The sequence below is a fragment of the Peristeroidobacter soli genome (assembly GCF_004138485.1).
Lineage (GTDB): Bacteria > Pseudomonadota > Gammaproteobacteria > Steroidobacterales > Steroidobacteraceae > Steroidobacter > Steroidobacter soli.
In genome coordinates, this window is record NZ_RYEV01000004.1 from 276,271 (window position 1) to 293,329 (window position 17,059).

12 protein-coding genes are annotated in these 17,059 nt (G+C 62.7%); 5 read left to right on the plus strand and 7 right to left on the minus strand.

What is annotated here, in order from left to right:
- Positions 1 to 6 precede the first annotated feature (6 nt).
- The 4 genes from EKO19_RS16970 to EKO19_RS16985 are packed head-to-tail and all read right to left on the minus strand — an operon-like array spanning position 7 to position 6,287.
- Positions 7 to 1,293, minus strand: a complete 1,287-nt coding sequence (locus EKO19_RS16970) for a D-tagatose-bisphosphate aldolase, class II, non-catalytic subunit (protein ID WP_129777648.1) — start codon at positions 1,291 to 1,293, stop codon at positions 7 to 9.
- Positions 1,290 to 2,168, minus strand: coding sequence for an EamA family transporter (locus tag EKO19_RS16975; protein ID WP_129777649.1), 879 nt, complete (start codon positions 2,166 to 2,168; stop codon positions 1,290 to 1,292). The genes EKO19_RS16970 and EKO19_RS16975 overlap by 4 nt, the downstream gene beginning before the upstream one ends.
- On the minus strand, positions 2,165 to 3,484 hold the full coding sequence (locus EKO19_RS16980) for a glycoside hydrolase family 27 protein (protein ID WP_175597091.1): 1,320 nt from the start codon (positions 3,482 to 3,484) through the stop codon (positions 2,165 to 2,167). Before EKO19_RS16980 ends, EKO19_RS16975 begins: the two co-directional genes overlap by 4 nt.
- Before the next feature lie 13 nt (positions 3,485 to 3,497).
- A complete protein-coding gene (locus EKO19_RS16985; protein WP_129777651.1) occupies positions 3,498 to 6,287 on the minus strand; it encodes a TonB-dependent receptor in 2,790 nt (929 codons plus the stop codon).
- Between the two features lie 164 nt (positions 6,288 to 6,451).
- Here EKO19_RS16985 and EKO19_RS16990 point away from each other — a divergent pair, with 164 nt between their 5' ends.
- Positions 6,452 to 7,258, plus strand: a complete 807-nt coding sequence (locus EKO19_RS16990; protein ID WP_129777652.1) for a DeoR/GlpR family DNA-binding transcription regulator — start codon at positions 6,452 to 6,454, stop codon at positions 7,256 to 7,258.
- 3 nt (positions 7,259 to 7,261) lie between these two features.
- On the opposite strand, the gene EKO19_RS16995 is transcribed toward EKO19_RS16990, so the two are convergent.
- The 3 genes from EKO19_RS16995 to EKO19_RS17005 all read right to left on the minus strand — a co-directional run bounded on the left by EKO19_RS16995 (position 7,262) and on the right by EKO19_RS17005 (position 9,879).
- Entirely contained in the window at positions 7,262 to 7,756 is a 495-nt protein-coding gene (locus tag EKO19_RS16995) for a DUF4112 domain-containing protein (RefSeq protein WP_129777653.1), read from the minus strand.
- Positions 7,757 to 7,803: 47 nt separating this feature from the next.
- Entirely contained in the window at positions 7,804 to 8,964 is a 1,161-nt protein-coding gene (locus EKO19_RS17000; protein ID WP_129777654.1) for a PilT/PilU family type 4a pilus ATPase, read from the minus strand.
- A 156-nt stretch (positions 8,965 to 9,120) separates the two neighbouring features.
- Positions 9,121 to 9,879, minus strand: a complete 759-nt coding sequence (locus tag EKO19_RS17005) for a SapC family protein (protein ID WP_157995297.1) — start codon at positions 9,877 to 9,879, stop codon at positions 9,121 to 9,123.
- A 540-nt stretch (positions 9,880 to 10,419) separates the two neighbouring features.
- Between EKO19_RS17005 and EKO19_RS17010 the strand changes: the two genes are divergently transcribed.
- The 4 genes from EKO19_RS17010 to EKO19_RS17025 all read left to right on the plus strand — a co-directional run bounded on the left by EKO19_RS17010 (position 10,420) and on the right by EKO19_RS17025 (position 17,043).
- Positions 10,420 to 13,587, plus strand: coding sequence for a TonB-dependent receptor (locus EKO19_RS17010; protein ID WP_129777656.1), 3,168 nt, complete (start codon positions 10,420 to 10,422; stop codon positions 13,585 to 13,587).
- Between the two features lie 192 nt (positions 13,588 to 13,779).
- Positions 13,780 to 14,532: a SapC family protein gene (locus EKO19_RS17015; RefSeq protein ID WP_129777657.1), complete on the plus strand. Its 753-nt coding sequence runs from the start codon at positions 13,780 to 13,782 to the stop codon at positions 14,530 to 14,532.
- Positions 14,529 to 15,551, plus strand: a complete 1,023-nt coding sequence (locus tag EKO19_RS17020) for a cupin-like domain-containing protein (protein ID WP_129777658.1) — start codon at positions 14,529 to 14,531, stop codon at positions 15,549 to 15,551. Before EKO19_RS17015 ends, EKO19_RS17020 begins: the two co-directional genes overlap by 4 nt.
- 10 nt (positions 15,552 to 15,561) lie before the next feature.
- Complete coding sequence (locus tag EKO19_RS17025; RefSeq protein ID WP_129777659.1) at positions 15,562 to 17,043, plus strand: tryptophan halogenase family protein; 1,482 nt, start codon at positions 15,562 to 15,564, stop codon at positions 17,041 to 17,043.
- Positions 17,044 to 17,059: the final 16 nt, after the last annotated feature.

Consider the following 17,059-nt stretch of genomic DNA (forward strand, 5'->3'; position numbering starts at 1 on the left):
GACTTGTTACTCCTGAGAACCGGGCACACCGCAGGCGCGCATGTAAGGGCGCAGCGCCAGTGCGATGCCTTCGTTGAGCAGCGCGTCGACCTCGGCCTGCAAGCGGCCGGCACGCACTGCCTCGTATTGATGAGGCAGGAACTGACTGAGCAGCGTGAGCGGCAAAGCCACGCCTCTCAATCGCGCGAGCAACGATTCATACGCCTGCTTCACGCGGGGATTCGGCCAGTAGTAGCGGATGCGATCGCTCAGGCTGAATTGCAGATCGAGGGTTTCGCGCTCGGCGTCGTGATAGTAGCTGCGCCAATGCCGGGGATCGTTGCGCATGGCTTCGATCGCGGTCGCTCGCAGGTCTTCCTGAGCGGCGCCGCCCGGCAACTCATGCGCGATGGCCGCCAACCCCCACAGCGTTTCGCGCAGGGCATAGGTTGCGCCCGGCCCGACTTTCAAAATCGCGAAATGATCGCGCACCAGCGCTTCGAGATTCGGCGCGGTCTGATAGTCCGTCGAATGCGCCTCGAAAACGAACTGCCGATCATCCGCAATGAACGCACTCAAGGCCTGCGCTTTGCCGGGTCGATAGTCGATCACTTTATGATGATCGAACTCGACGCCCGGCTGGACCACCAGGGCGATGACGCGTGACCACGCGGCGTCGAGCCCGAGGTCCGCAAACGCCACTTGATGCGCTTGAATGGTCGCGCGAGCTGCGGCTGGACTCGTCACCTCCAACTCGCCGAGCGATTCGGTGGCACCACCCGGCACGGGCACCTCGGTGCCGATCACATACACCGGCGGTTCACCACCCGCGTCGTGCCACGTGTTCTCGGCAATCGCACACAAGCGCGCCGCCCTTCGGGCAATCAGGGCTTCCGGCAGCGGCTCCGGATCGCCGCTGCACGCCATGGAGCAATCGAGATGAATCTTGCGAAAGCCGGCCGCGACGTATTGCCGGATCATCTCGGCGGACTTCCCCAGCGCCACGTCCGCCGGTTCGTGTCGCCAGGCATTCGGCCCCAGATGATCGCCGCCGAGCCACAGCCTCTCTTCTCGAAACCCGACCTGCTGCGCGATGTCGAGCACGAACCGACGGAAGTCCACCGGCGTCATGCCGGTGTAACCGCCGAATTGATTCACCTGATTCGACGTAGCCTCGATGAGCAGCGGTGCGCCACTGGCGTTCGCCTCACGCATGGCGCTCTCGATCACCCGCGGATGCGCCGAGCACAGGGAATAGACGCCCGCCTGCTCTCCTCGCTTGTGCCGAGCCACGATGTCGAGCAGGGTCTTCATCGCTGCGCCGGCTCCTCCGGCTGCACGGCCAGCAACAGCGCGGCCGTGAGCGCGAGCACGATGCCTGCGATCTTGAACGGGCCAGGGATCGCCCCCGCCAGCATCAACGACAGCAGCGCGGTCAACAACGGCGCGCCGGCATTGACCAGCGGAGAAACGATGATGGCTTTGCCGTAACGGAATGCGAACACGAGCGTGAGCGCGCCCACCGCGTTCAAGACCTGAATCGCCGCGGCGAGGCCCGGGCCGTCGAGGGAATAGTTGATGGGCTGTGAGAAATCCGTCATGGCCAGCGCCACCGGACTCAACAGCAAACCGCTCAGCATCATGTAGAAGAAGATGCTCGCGGCATCCATCGTCGCGTTCGCAAGCTTGATCACATACGCCTGTACGCCCCACGCAGCGAGCACGGCGAGCGCCATCGCAAACCAGCTGCCATAGCCCGTGGGCTCCCCGTCCGCCCGATAGTCGAACAACGGCAGCGACAGCAACGCGAGCACGATGCCCACCAGCCCGAGCAGTCCCGTTCTTTCGCGCAAGAGTGCAAACGACAGGGCAATGGTGAGTGCCGGCGACAGCGAGATGATCGGGAAGATCAGATACGGCGGACCGATGCGAACCGCATGAAACAACAGCAGCTGTCCGCCTGCGCCGAGCAGACCAATGGCCAGGCCCAGCGTCACCGAGCGTGGATCCCGGAGCAACGGTTGGCCACTGCGGCTCAACACCAGAATGGCAGGCGGAATCATCGTGAGCGACCACACCACGTAGTTCAGCGTCTCGGGCAGGCCGTTCTCGCTCGGCAGCCCCGCCAATGCGCCCCACACGCCCCAGAGGACGAGCGTGGTCAGGGCGTAGAGCAGCCACGGTTTCATCGCGTGGACTCTTGCCTGGCGGCGTCGCTCACGGAACGGCCGTTCGCACTGGTCGACAGCTGACGAATGCGGAACACGCGTGCCTCATGGCTCTGTACTTCCGCCGTAAACGGAATGTCGTACGTGCCAAGATCGCGGTGCTGCCACAGGTCGCGGATGCTGTAGGTATCCATGGGCACCTGCAGATCCGCACGCGGACTGAAAGTCATCGTCGCCGTCGCTGCGCCTCGATTGAGCAACAGGACCGCGTGACTGCCGTCCGCCAGCTCTCTGGCGAACACTTCGAGATCACCGTCATCGCGCACCTTGCGAGCCACGTCGCCGGCGGGGTCCTGATTGAGCGCGATGATCTCCTTGTTGGTCAGCGTCTGGAGCGAATAGGGATCGAGCTTGCGAACGTCGGCGCCCACCAGCATGGGCGAGGACACCATGGCCCACAGGCTGAAGTGCGTGCGGTACTCGATGTTGGAGGCACCGGTGCCGACCAGCTGCTTGCTCTTGCCGTCGAGCCCGACGATGAGCATGTCGTAGTCGTTCCAATGGCCCGGACCGGAATATTTCTCCAGGCCCACACCGCGATCCAGCTGATCGAGCACGTCGAAATAATACTGCTCGCGATTGCCCGGATAGTTGAAGTCATCGGAGATGTCCTGACCGATGCGCCAGTGATTGATACCGAGCGCGCCCGCCCACTCCCAGATGTCGCCCCAGCCACAATGACACGCATGCAGCACGATGCCGCGCTGCTGTGACATCAGCGCATTCGACATGGTCCGGAAGATCTTCTGCAGCTCTTCCTTGGGCGCTTCGCGATGCGAGCAGCAGCTGTCGTACTTCAGATGATCGACGCCCCAGCTCGCGAACATCTTCGCGTCCTCGGCTTCGTGCCCTTCGCTGCCCGTGTATCCGGCGCAGGTCGTCTGCCCGGGCCCGGAGTAGATGCCGAGCTTCATGCCACGCTGATGGGCATAGTCGGCCAGATAGCTGATGCCGCGCGGGAACTTCTTCGGATCGTATTCGAGCGGATGATCCCGACGGGCGCCCTTGTAGCGCTGCCAGCCGTCATCGAGATTGACGAACACGTAGCCCGCATCGCGCATCCCGTTGGCGATCATCGCGTCGATGGACTCGATGACGATCTGTTCGTCGATGTCATCGCCGAAGTTGTTCCAACTGCTCCAGCCCACCGGCGGCGTCAGCGCCAGCCCGTTGCTCCGGGGCGCCGGCTGCGCCGCCGACAGCGTCGAGGCGAATGCCAGCGCGACGATCGCGATCAGCCCCTGCAACCCGCGGCAATGTCGTTTTCGATCGGCCACAAAGCTTCCTTGGTTAGAATTTCGCGCTCGCGCCCAACAGATACGATCGTCCCCAGGTCTCGAAGCCGGCCAGCATGTCGCTGCGTCCGCCGAGATAGACGAGGTTGTACTCATCCAGCAGATTGCGCCCTTCCAGCGAGACGCTCAATGCGTCGGTGATCTTGTAGGCCACCGAAGCGGTCACCCAGGTGATGGGCTGCGCCTTGGTCGACATGTCGGCGACCGAATCGCTCACCGCGGTATATTCGCCGCTGTAATCGGCGGCGAGCTGTGCGTCCCAACGATCGTTTTCGTACAGCACTGCGACGGAGTAGGCGGACTTGGATACGTTTTCCAGCGGACCGACGTGCACGCCGCCGACGTAGGCTTTCGTGTCGGTGTATGTGTAGTTGGCGCGCACGCCGAAGCCGTTGTCGAAGAAGTGCTGCATCCCCAGCTCCACGCCGAGCACTTTGGCTTTGTCGCCATTGATCGGGCGGCTCACGTCGTACAGCACCGGCGCCTCGCCCGCCTCGCCGATGTTGCCGACCACGCCGATATCGACGTTCTCCTGCAGTTCGGTGGTGATGAAGTTCTTGATGTTCTTCCAGAACACCGCGCCGCTCAGGATGGATTTGCTGGCGAAGTACCACTCGGCCGACACGTCGAGCTGATCGGCTTCCACCGGTTCCAGATTGGCATTGCCGTCGTACACCACGAAGTAATTGCGATCGAGCGTATTGTCGATGCGCGTCGGTGCGAGCTGGTTGAGCGACGGACGCGCCATTACCTGGGCAGCGGCGAGACGCAGCAGCACATCGTCGCGCAGCCAGTAACCGACGTTCAGTGCCGGCAGGAATTTGTCGTAGCTGCCCTTCTGTTTCAGCGGCTCGGCCTCGCTATACGTGACATCGGGGCTGGAGGTCGGAATCTCTGGAGTGGGATCGTCGACGAACACGATTCTGTTGACGGCGGTCCGGGCCGTCGTATCGGTCGAGACCCAGCGCACGCCGGCACTCGCGAACCAGGCATCGCCGCGGAAGTTCGCATTCAGATACAGCGCCGTGGTTTTCTCATCCACGTCGTAGGACTGCACCGGATTGAACGCCGGCGCCGTCAGCGACGAGTCGAACACCGCGCCGGTCGGATCGCCGTGCTCATCGAGGACGGGCTGGCCATCGAGTGCACGGATCGCATTCAGATACGAGCTTGCTGAGATCGATGCGAAGCGGCGCGGATAGCTGCCGCCGGCGTTGCGCATGAAATTCGGCAGCGACATTGGCCGAATCACCTGCTCGCCGAGGCTCGCGAAGGTGGTGCCGTACATGTTGCAGTACTGGCACGAGCCACCATTCGTATCGTTCTCGATGGTGTTGCGAACCTTGTTACGATCAGTGCTGGCAGCGCCGAACTGCAGCGTCTGAAGCGCGCCGAACTCCAGCTTCAGCTCACCGGCAATGGACAGGCCCGTGACTTCATCAGTCACATCGGTACCGGACAAACCGATGTAATGCAGGCCGTAATCGGCATCGCCCAACGCCCCGCTCTGCAGCGCCGTCGCAAGGTCGCGCCCGTCCTCCAGCGTCACGCTGATATTCGGCAGACCGCCGCTGCGCATGTCCACGCGTCCGGTGTGATGGCCGCCGATGCCCGACACCATCCAGGTGTCCTTGCCGCCGGAGTCACGCACGGCCTTGGAACGATAGGCATCGAAATTGAATTTGAGGCGGTCCGTGGTCTGCCAGCCGGCATTCCAGCCGAACTGCGTGGTGTCGACGACACGATACTCGGTGATCGTGGAAATCTCGGGCACCAGCTGATCGATGCTCATGCCCGTGACCCAGTGATCCCGAATGCTCACATTGCTCCAGCGATGCAGGCCCGTGTCCTCATCGAGAATGGAATCCTCGACATAGTAGGACTGGTGATAGCCGACCGTCGGCGCATCCAGGCGCGTGAACATGCCGTCCACCGTCATCTGAAAACTGTCGTTGACCTGCCATTGCCACACCGCCGTGACGCCGCTGCGCTTCTTTTGCTGGATGCGCGCGCCGAAGCTGGTACAGCACAGGCCGAGCAGATCGCTTTCCGAGTCGGAGATTTCCCCGTCGCCGTTGGCGTCGAACTCGCCCGGGGAGTCGGCCGTGATGAAGTATTCGTGCACGGCGTCGGAGCGCACTTCGGTGTCCTGATACACCGCCGTGAGCATCACGCCCATGCGATCTTCGGCAAACGTATCGCTGAACACGCCGCTGAATTTGTAACCGGACTTCTCGGACAGATCGTTGTAATCGCCTTCCACCGACAAGGAAGTGCGCAGGCCGGGCCGATCGAGCGGCCGCGCCGTGCTCAGATTGATCGCACCGCCGATGCTGCCTTCGAGATTGACGGCATTGGCGGACTTGAACACGTCCGCGCCCGCGATGACTTCCGAGGGCAACACGTCGAAGGCGAACTCACGACCGTCGCCATCGGTCGCGAGGATGCGATTGTTCAAGGTGACGATGCTGAACTCGGGGCCCAGACCTCGTATGTTGACGTACTGGCCTTCGCCACCGCGCGTTCGTTGCAGCGTGATGCCGGTGATGTGAGATAGCGAGTCGGCGACATTGTCGTCCGGAAAACGCCCCAGGTCTTCGGCGACGATCGAGTCCTGCACGATCGGCGCCTCGCGTTTCTTGTTGCGGGATTCGGCGAGCGCGGCGCGCGTTCCCGTCACCACGATTTCTTCGAGAGGATCCGAGGCGGTGTCTTGAGCCAGCGCCGCGGCGCCGAGCGTGACGCCGATCAGGGCGAGCGAGACCGCTTTATAAGTGTGAGACATGGAACCACCACATCCTTCTTTGGGCCAGCGCTCATCCTATGTGACGATATTCGAAAGCACAAGAAACTTTCGTTTGCTTTCGTTTTAGGTTGGACCGTAAGAATTAATGGGTTATGCTTTCGGCCATCGGCAAAACGAAAGCTCCATACCTGCCTATCGCAACCATGACCAAGCCCAACAAGACTGCCCGCGCAGGCACCAGCGCCCTGTCGATGGAGGAGCGCCGGCGTCGCATTCGCTCGCTCATCGAGACGAACACGCAAGGGTCGGTGGCTCAGCTCGCGGACAGCTTCGGCGTCTCCGCCGTGACCATTCGCACGGACCTGACGGCGCTCGAACAGATGGGAGTCGTGGTTCGCACCCACGGCGGCGCCCTGCCCCGGGGCGACAGCGATGAGCTGCCGATCAACGTCAAACAGACATTGCACCGGGCGGAGAAAGTGCGGATCGCAGCTGCCGCGGCCGAGCTGATTCAGGATGGCGAGACGGTGATCCTCGATTCCGGCACCACCACCGCCGAGATCGCAAAGCAGATTCGCACCTTGAAGCTCGCATCCATCAATGTGATCACGAACGCGTTGAACATCGCGGTGTTGCTCGCGAACTCCTCGCACGTGAACGTGATCATCCCGGGCGGCGTGCTGCGTCAGAAATCGTTTTCTTTGTCGGGCCCGCAGGCCGAGCAGGCGCTCAGCACGCTGCATGCCGATGTGCTGTTCCTCGGCGTGGACAGCCTCGATCCGCAGATCGGGCTGATGACGCCGTACGTCCTCGAAGCTCAGCTGAACGCGCAGATGATCCGGATCTCACAGCGCGTCGTCGCGGTCACGGATTCATCCAAGTTGTTGCGACGGAATCTGTCGGTCATCGCACCGGTGGATCAAATGGACGTGTTGATCACCGATACCGGCGCGGATGCGGCCTGCATCGACGCGATCCGGGCGCAAGGAGTCGACGTGCGCCTGGTCTGAGGCTCAGAACAGCTGCACGAGGCCGTACACGACCAGCACCGGAATCGCGATCAACAGCAGCACCATCAAGCCCAGCAGCAGAAAGAACCCCGCGACGAACCAGCGACTGCCCCGCCGGCTGCCCACGGGATCCAGCTGATACCGGGCGAGCAGCGCGAGATTGCGGGTGTTGGATTTGTAGGCCGCGTCGAACAGATCGCCCGCGAATGGCACCGCGCCGAGGACGGTGTCGAACATCACGTTGCTCATCATTCGCAGCAGCACACTGCGTGGCGCGCCCATCGAGCGGGCTTCATTGATGATGTACGCCGAAATCAATGCGCCGAACGCGTCGCCGAGCCCCGGCACCAGTCCGATGATGGCATCGAGGCCGATACGAAATCCGCCAGGCAGCGCAATGGAGTTGTCCATCAGCCAGGCGAGCGCACGCAGCCGCTTGATGCGCTCGGCGCTGTCGACTTCTTTGGCTGTGATCAGGGTACCGGTGACCGTCTTCATGTCTTAGTGGAACGCGCTTCGCATACGCGGGTTCCGCCATGAAGATTCTAAGCCGCCTCGGCGTCGTCCTTCTTGGCCGGCTCGGCCGCCAGCGACAAGGTGTCGCCCGTTTGCGCCCGGCCGTTGAGCTTGATGTTCAAGCGCAGCTCATTGGCGGAGTCGGCGTTGCGAATGGCTTCGTCGAAGGAAATCACGCCTTCGTTATAGAGCTCGAACAACGACGCATCGAAGGTGCGCATGCCCAGCTCCTGAGATTTGCCCATGATGGCCTTGATCTCGTGAAACTCGCCCTTCAGCAGCTTGTCCGAAATGATGGGCGTGTTCAGCAGGATCTCGACGGCCGCGCGCCGGCCCTTGCCGTCCGCGGTGCGCACCAGGCGTTGTGAAATGATGGCGCGCAGGTTGCTCGACAGATCCATCAACAACTGCTTGCGCCGATCTTCGGAAAAGAAATTGATGATGCGATCGAGCGTCTGGTTGGCGCTGTTCGAATGCAGCGTGCCCAGACACAGATGGCCGGTCTCCGCGAACGTGATGGCGTGCTCCATGGTCTCGGTATCGCGAATTTCGCCGATCAGAATCACGTCGGGCGCCTGACGCAGCGTGTTCTTGAGCGCGTTGTGCCAGGAGTGCGTGTCGATGCCCACTTCGCGGTGGGTGATCAAGGATTGTTTCGATTGATGCACAAACTCGACCGGATCCTCCACCGTGACGATGTGACCCGGCGAGGTACGATTGCGATGATCGATCATCGCCGCCAGCGACGTCGACTTGCCCGAGCCGGTCGCGCCCACGACCAGCACCAGACCGCGCTTGGTCATGATGATGTCCTTGAGGGTCTCGGGCAGACCGAGCTTGGCCAGATCCGGAATGTCGTTGGCGATGGTCCGGATCACCATGCCGACGTTCTGCTGCTGCACGAACACGTTGACGCGAAAGCGCGCCACGTTGGCAATCGAGATCGCGAAGTTACATTCCAGGTCGCGCTCGAACTCCTCGCGCTGTTTCTCGTTCATGAGCGAGTGCGCCAGCGCCCGCGTGACCTCCCCCGTGAGCTTCTGGTTGGTCATGGGCTTCATCGCGCCCTGCAGCTTCATCGAGGGCGGAAAGTCCCGGGAGACGAACAGGTCCGAGCCGCCCGCCTGGCTCATGGCCGTCAATAGCTTGACGATGTACGACTTGGCTTGTTCTTCAGTCAGCGCGCCCATTGCCTACCCATTAGCTGTCGCAAACCGGCCGATGCTAGCCAAGCCGCAACCTTTTGCCTGAGACGCTCGTCGCAGGCGGGCGCTTCCGATGAAATCGTGACGGTCATTCCGCGCGGTCGATGACTCGACCGCGCGAAACTCGAGGGGAATCGAGGATTATGACGGCTGGGTATTGCCGCGCTGGCGAGTCAGGTGACCGAGCAGGCCCCAGTTCTGCAACGACTGCAGATGGAAATGCAGCAGCGGCAGCCAGCCCTTCTTGTGCAGCTCGAGCACCTGCGCATCCTCCAGCGCGCGAGCGCGATCCGGGTTCAGCAGCTTGAAGCCACGCAGCGTGAACGTCTGGCCGCCGCCGAGATCGGCGCGGGCCATACGGTCTTCGAGCATGTTGTTCTGATCCAGCCACTCACCGAAGCGGCGCGTGTCCATGTAGTGCGCCTGGAACGTTTCGTTGAATTGCAGAGCGCGCTGCAGAGCTTCGCTCGGCTTGCCATCGGTGAACAGCGGCTGCCCCGAGTTGGCTTCGAAGTTCGACGCCCCCTCATCGATGCACAACACCAGGCGCTGCGACTCCGGCACCTCGGAAAAAATGAACGGATAGCGACGCACGTATGCCGGGATGTAGCTGTCATCCCGCCACGCACCTTCGGAATTCACGAACAGGTTCTCGCCATCGCGCAGGCCCACCACGGCAAACGGCACGATCGGCGCGTTCACCGAAAACACGATGGGATACGTGCGAGCGGCGTGCGGCATCTCCGACGCGGTCAACGGGATGGCATTGGTGCCGGCGGCGAAACGGAACTCGACCTCCCGCTTCAGCCCGGCCTGCCCATGGCGCGCCGGCTCCAGCGGTACGGGGTTCTTATAAAACATCGGCAAAGGCGCGGCGGGCGCGGCAGCGGCGTCAGTCATGAGCATTCCGTATCGGTAAAAAGGCGGCGCATTCTGAACCGCCCATCCGCGCGCGGCAACGCTAAATTGATGACAGCTGCGTCGTCGTTCCCGCCACGTTCAGCACCGCCAACGACCCTCGATGACCATCGTTGGTCAGCCTGGTCGCAATAAGAGTTGCAAACCGCCCCGGACTGGATCATCTTATGCCCAAGAATGATAGCGGTATCACCAGGGGATACACCGTGTCGTACAGGGTGGAACGACAACACGAGCACCGCGATTTGACAGCGATGTCAACACCTCGCGCCGCTTCCGACCGCCGCGCCCTGCCTGCGGGCCCCTGCAACCTTGTCGATATTTCCAGGCCGGCCGACTCGTTCGCCCGGCAGATCACCGGCCGTCGCTCCCCTCTCCCGCTTCGACGCAGCCACTGAAGCAGGCGATGAGCGCACGGACATTCAATGGCGATGGTAGCGGTATCCGCGCCCTCGCCCACTCACATCGGAGCGGTTTTCAAGCAGTGAATTGATCGACGTTCGTTAATCAGGGGGACTCGAGATGATGAGAAATAACAGGCTCGCGGTAGCCATAGCCGCGGCGCTGGCTTCGGTCGCGCCTCTGCAGGGCGCATTCGCCCAGCAGGCCGCCCCTCAGCAGCCCGCCGCCACCACACCTGGCCAGACCGAACTGGAAGAAGTGGTGGTGACCGGCATGAGGGCCAGCTTGGAAAGTTCGATGGACATGAAGCGCGACGCGATCGGCGTCGTCGATGCCATCAATGCCGAGGACATCGGCAAATTTCCGGACAGCAATCTGTCCGAATCGTTACAACGCATCACCGGCATCTCCATCGACCGTCGCAACGGCGAAGGCGCGCTGGTGACGGCACGCGGCTTCGGCGCCCAATACAACATGGTGACGCTCAATGGACGCACCATGCCGGCGGCCGACGCCTTTGCCGGCGGCAACTCCGGCGACGGCGGCGTGGCCGGCCAGTCGCGCGCGTTCAACTTCGCGAATCTCGCGAGCGAAAGCATCAGCGCCATCGAGGTATACAAGACCGGCCGCGCCGATCAGGCGACCGGCGGCATCGGCGCCACGCTCAATGTGAGAACCGCGCGGCCGTTCGACAGCGACCAGCCGGTGATGAACGTCGGCGTCAAGGCGGTTGCCGACACCACCAATCGCACCGGCGATGACATCACGCCGGAAGTTTCGGGCATCTTCAGCTTCGCCAATGATGACAAGACCTGGGGCGTCGGCCTGTCCGCGAGCTATCAGAAGCGCGACAGCGGCTCCTCCAGCTCCACCATCAACGACTGGAACATCCGCAACTGGACCCCGGGCAACCAGACGACGCGCTTCTCACCCGACGTCGTCATCGTCAATGCACCGGCCGACGGGTCGTTGTATGCCATTCCCAACGATATCCGCTATCACTTCTCCGATCGCGAGCGTGAACGCACCAATGCACAGCTGACCGTGCAGTTCGCGCCGACCGACACACTCACCCTCACCGCCGATTACACCTACGCGGAGACCGATCTGACCGAGGACCGCGGCGACCAGACGTTGTGGATGAACGCGAACCGCTACAACTATCTCGAGTTCGACACCGGCCACGCGGTCGCAACGCCGCTGGTGCTGCAGGAGGACGAAGGCACCGCCAAGGACTTCGGCTTCGAACAACAGCATCGCGAACAGAAGAACGAGCTGAAGTCCATCGGCTTCAACGCCGAGTGGCACGTCACCGACAACTTCTCGCTGGCGCTGGACGTGCACGATTCCAAGGCCGAGAGCTTGCCGGACGATCCGCTCACCGGCGGCGGCGAAACGCTATTCAGCTTCGCGGCTCGGGTCCCGAGCACCTGCGACCCCGGCAACCCGAATCTTTGCACCAACCGATTCGTGCAAACATTCCGGTTCAACAACGGCCTGCCGCTCGCGGAGCGAACGCTGTACGCAGCCCCCTCCACGGGCGTTCCGGCCAGTGGCGGCGATCCGAACTACGCGTTCACGCTCAACGACCTCGGCAGCCAGTACCTGCGCATCAACTATCAGGAACAGACCAGCGACATCACGCAAGCGCGCATCGACGGCAACCTGAAGTTCGAAAACGACAGCCGCGTGCAATTCGGCGTCGAGACTCGCGCCATGGAATCGCGTCAGCGCGCTTCCAATGCGCAAATGACGCTGGGCGACTGGGGCGTGGCACGTCCCGGCGAATTGCCGGCCGATCTGTTGCAGCCTTTCAGCCTCATCGGTCAGTTCAACGACTTCTCGACCGCGGGCGTGCCGCGCTCCGGCTGGAAAGGCAATGCCAATGCGCTCGCGCAATGGGCCGTGCAGGCCCAGAACTACGGCACCTGGCGTGACGCATCCAACACCTTCCGCGTGCTCGGCTACAACCCCGCCTTCGAACAGGATCACACCGTCTCCGAAGACACGGTGGCGGCGTACGCTCAGTACGGCATGCGCTTCGATCTTTTCAACCGGCGCTCCAATCTGTTGGTGGGCGTGCGCTATGAGAAGACCGATCTGGAGGCGGTGTCCAACCAGATCGTGCCGCTCGGCCTGATCTGGCAAGACAACAACGACTTCTCCGAGCAGCAAGGCACGGGCGTCTCGTCGGTCAAGGAAAAGAACGACTACGACTATTTCCTGCCGAATCTGGACTTCGACATCGAGGTCGTCGACAACGTCAAGGCGCGCTTCTCCTACAGCAAGACCATCGCTCGCGCGCAGTACAACCAGTTGCGCGCCGCCGTGGATGTGGGCGGCTCGCAAGGCTCGTCGCTCAACGGCTTCAATCCGACCGCGACCGCGTCGAACCCGCATCTGGAGCCGCTGGAATCCGACAACATCGATCTGTCGGTGGAATGGTACTTCGCCGATGCGAGCTATCTGTCCGCCGGCTTCTTCCACAAGAAGGTGGCGAACTTCATCGGCCAGGAAGTGAGCACGGAAGGGCTGTTCGGTATCACGGATCAAACCTCCGGCCCGCGTGCGCAGGCGGCGGTTGCAGCGTTGCAAGCCGGCGGCTACAGCACGGACGACACCAATCTGTTCGTGATGATGGCCATGATGTCGCGTCCCGGCGGGTTCACCGATGCCAACGGCACGAGATGGGACGGCGGCGCCGCGGCCTTCAACGGCACCGAAGCGCAGCACCTGGCGTGGGCCACCGAGGTCGACCTGCTGTCGACCCCGGCGGATGGCGATCCGGAGTACCAGTTCGACGTGACCCGCCCGGTCAACAACAAGGACGCCAACATCTATGGTTGGGAACTGGGTGGCCAGCACTTCTTCGGCCAGACCGGCTTCGGCATCCAGGCGAACTACACCATCGTCAAAGGTGACGTGGCCTTCAACAATGCCGGCGCTCAGAACCTCAACCAGTTCGCCCTGCTCGGCCTGAGCGACTCGGCCAACCTGATCCTGATGTACGAGAACTATGGTTTCCAGGTGCGCCTGGCCTACAACTGGCGCGACGAGTTCCTGCAAAACACCAACCGTGGCAACGACCACAATCCGGAGTACGTGGAGGCGTACTACCAGATCGACTTGAGCGTCGGTTACGAGGTGAACGAGCACCTCACGCTGTCGCTCGAAGGCCTGAACCTCACCGAACAGGACATCCGGTGGCATGGCCGGTCGGTCAATCAACCCTGGTACGTGGAAGATCAGGGCGCGCGCTACGCACTGGGTGCGCGGTACAAGTTCTAACGTCGATTCGGTGGCCGGATACCTGCAGAGGTATCCGGCCACCGCTCGCTCGTGGCGGGGCTCGGCGGTGCCTTTTAGCGAAGCACGGCTTCGCTCCGCCGAGCGGGTGTGCAGGGAGGGACACCCGGGGCTTATGCGGAGCAGGATCGCGCAGCATAATGCGCGGGCCTGAAGTTGATTGCGGGGGAAGTCTTGGCCAGGCATGTGATGCTCAATAACGTCGCCCACAAGGATTTGCGGGTGATCGCCCGGCACGGCGCCGAATTCGGCGACAATCTCGGCACGGTACTGACCTTCCCCACCGAGTACGGGGACGTGCAGCGCGAGTATCCGATTTTCTTTCGCAAGGAGGCGCAGAGCGGTGAATTCCAATCCATCGCCCTGCTCGGTTTTCAGCAGGACGAGAATCTGTTCCTCGATCAAGGCGGCTGGAATGCCTCTTACATACCGGGCGTGGTCGCGCGTGGCCCGTTTCTGATCGGCTTTCAAAACCAGGACGTGGACGGCGAGTTGCGCAGGGAACCGGTGATCCACGTCGACCTCGACAGTCCGCGCATCAGCACGACCGAAGGCGAGCCGGTGTTCCTGCCGCAGGGAGGCAATACGCGCTACCTCGATCGCATCGGCGCCATCCTGCAAGGCATTCATCAGGGACTCGCCCTCAGCAAGGCGATGTTCGAGGCCTTCACCGCGCACCAGCTCATCGAGCCGGTGAACGTCGAAGTGAAGTTCAACGCCGAGGAACAATTCAATCTGCGCGGGCTGTACACCATCAGCGAAGAGAAGCTGCGCGGCCTGAGCGGGGAAGCCTTGTTTCAACTGAACAGCGCCGGCTTCCTGCAGGGCGCGTTCCTGGTGATCGCCTCGCTCAACAACATGAAGAAGCTCATCGATATGAAACATCGGCGCCGGCGCCAGCAGGCGGGGGTGGCCACGGCATCATGACCGGTATCACTCAACGCACCCGCGAGCTGCACGGCTTCACCGTCGACACCCTGCCCTTACAGGAACTGCTGGCGGGCGACGAGCCGGTCGTGTTGAAAGGCCTCGTCGCGCAATGGCCGCTGGTGCAGGCGGGCCTGCGCTCGCATCGCGAGGCGATGAGTTACCTGCGCTCCTTCTACAACGGCAAAACCGTCGGGACCTCGCGCGGCGACCCGCAGATCCAGGGCCGCCTGTTCTATAACGACGACTACACGCAGCTGAATTTCGTGAGTCAGCGCGCGCCGCTCGATCACGTGTTGATGGACATCGAGAAACATCTCGAAGACGAGCGCCCGCCCACCAACTACATCGCATCGACGACCATCGACGCGTGCCTGCCCGGCTTCCGGCGCGACAACGACGTTCCCTTCGCCGCGCACGGCTACGAGCCGCTGGCGAGCATCTGGATCGGCAACCGGACCATCGCGTCCTGTCATTACGACGCGCCCAACAATCTCGCCTGCTGCGCGGTCGGCAGCCGGCGCTTCACGATGTTTCCGCCCGAGCAGATCGCCAATCTGTATCCCGGTCCGCTCGAGCCGACGCCGGGCGGCCAGGTCGTGAGCCTGGTGGATTTCGCGAAGCCGGACTTCGAGCGTTTCCCGCGCTTCCGGCAGGCCCTGGCGGCCGGCCAGTCGGTGGTCGTCGAGCCGGGCGATGCCGTGTTCATTCCGAGCCTGTGGTGGCATCACGTCGAGGCGCTGAGCCCGTTCAACACGCTGATCAACTATTGGTGGAGCACGTCGCCGAAGTTCATTCCCTCGCCGATGAATGCGCTGTATCACGCGCTCTGGGCGCTGCGCGATCGACCCGAGCGCGAGAAGCGCGCGTGGCAGAGTGTTTTCGATTACTACGTGTTCGGCCCCTCGGAGCAGGCTGGCGAACACTTGCCCGAGCAGGCGCGCGGCGCGCTCGGGCCGATGGATGACAGCAATGCACGGCGCATCCGGGCGATGCTGCTGAACAACTTGAATCGTTGATGGAGCGACCATGACGCCGATCAAACGAGTGGTCATCGCGGGCGGCGGCACCGCCGGCTGGATCACGGCCGCCGCCCTGTCGCAGCAGCTCGGTCCGTTGCTCGACATCACGCTGGTGGAGTCCGAGGAGATCGGCACCATCGGCGTCGGGGAATCGACCGTGCCGCCGATCCGCATCTTCAATCAATTGCTCGGCATCGACGAGCAGGAATTCATGCGCAGCGTCTCGGCGACCTTCAAGCTCGGCATCTGGTTCGAGAACTGGGGTCAGATCGGCGATCGTTACATCCATCCCTTCGGCCGTCACGGCAAGCCCACCTGGCTGTGCGAGTTTCATCATTTCTGGCTGCACGGCCTGCGCTCGGGCCTGAACTCCGAGCTCGGCGAATATTGTCTGGAATGGCTGGCCGCGAAGCAGGGCCGCTTCGGCACCTCGCCGCAATCCGACATCAACTACGCCTACCACCTCGACGCGAGCGCCTACGCGCGCTTCCTCCGACGCTTCGCCGAGAACCACGGCGTCAAACGCGTCGAGGGCAAGATCAAATCCATCCAGCAGCATCCGACCACCGGCTTCGTCGAGTCGCTCACGCTGGTCTCGGAGCGCGTGGTGCCGGGCGACCTGTTCATCGACTGCACGGGCTTTCGCGGGCTGCTGATCGAACAGACGCTGCACACGGGCTTCGAGGACTGGTCGCACTGGCTGCCTTGTGACAGCGCGGCGGCCGTGCAAACGGAGATCACCGCGCCACCCAATCCCTATACCTGCGCATTCGCTCACGAAGCCGGCTGGCGCTGGATGATTCCGTTACAACATCGCATGGGCAACGGCTTCGTGTATTGCAGCCGCTACATCTCCGACGACGACGCCAAGCAAAAGCTGATGCAGGCGGTGAGCGGCGCGCCGGTACGACCGCCGTTCACGCTGAAGTTCCAGCCGGGCCGGCGTCGCAAGACCTGGAACAAGAACGTCGTCGCCATCGGACTCGCGAGCGGCTTCGTCGAGCCGCTGGAGTCCACCAGCATCCACGTGATCATCACCGCGGCGACGCGCCTGATGCAGATGTTTCCTTTCGACGGCATCCATCAGCCGCTGGTCGATCAGTTCAATCAGGAGTCGCGCCTGGAGATGGAGAGGATCCGCGACTTCATCATCCTGCACTATCACACCACCGACCGCGACGACTCACCCTTCTGGCGCTACTGCAAGCACATGGAGATCCCCGACTCGCTGGCGCATCGGGTCGCGATGTTCGAGGAAAGCGCGCACGCCTATCAGGACGCCGGCGAACTGTTCCGCGTCGACTCCTGGATCCAGGTGCTGCTGGGCCAGGGCATCGTGCCCAGGCACTACCATCCCTCCCCGCGTGGCATGCAGGAGCAGGAGCTCGTACGGGTCTTGAATGGCCTCAAGGCGAGCGTCGCCCAGGCAGTGGCCAGGCTGCCGAAGCACCAGGACTTCATCAACAGCTACTGCCGGACTACGGCATAAGGCACGGCGGACGGGC

Coding starts and splice junctions, on each gene's coding strand:
- EKO19_RS16970 (WP_129777648.1), bottom strand. CDS start 1,293: ATGAAGACCCTGCTCGACATCGTGGCTCGGCACAAGCGAGGAGAGCAG.
- EKO19_RS17005 (WP_157995297.1), bottom strand. CDS start 9,879: ATGACTGACGCCGCTGCCGCGCCCGCCGCGCCTTTGCCGATGTTTTAT.
- EKO19_RS16975 (WP_129777649.1), bottom strand. CDS start 2,168: ATGAAACCGTGGCTGCTCTACGCCCTGACCACGCTCGTCCTCTGGGGC.
- EKO19_RS16995 (WP_129777653.1), bottom strand. CDS start 7,756: ATGAAGACGGTCACCGGTACCCTGATCACAGCCAAAGAAGTCGACAGC.
- EKO19_RS16990 (WP_129777652.1), top strand. CDS start 6,452: ATGACCAAGCCCAACAAGACTGCCCGCGCAGGCACCAGCGCCCTGTCG.
- EKO19_RS17010 (WP_129777656.1), top strand. CDS start 10,420: ATGATGAGAAATAACAGGCTCGCGGTAGCCATAGCCGCGGCGCTGGCT.
- EKO19_RS17025 (WP_129777659.1), top strand. CDS start 15,562: ATGACGCCGATCAAACGAGTGGTCATCGCGGGCGGCGGCACCGCCGGC.
- EKO19_RS17020 (WP_129777658.1), top strand. CDS start 14,529: ATGACCGGTATCACTCAACGCACCCGCGAGCTGCACGGCTTCACCGTC.
- EKO19_RS17000 (WP_129777654.1), bottom strand. CDS start 8,964: ATGGGCGCGCTGACTGAAGAACAAGCCAAGTCGTACATCGTCAAGCTA.
- EKO19_RS16985 (WP_129777651.1), bottom strand. CDS start 6,287: ATGTCTCACACTTATAAAGCGGTCTCGCTCGCCCTGATCGGCGTCACG.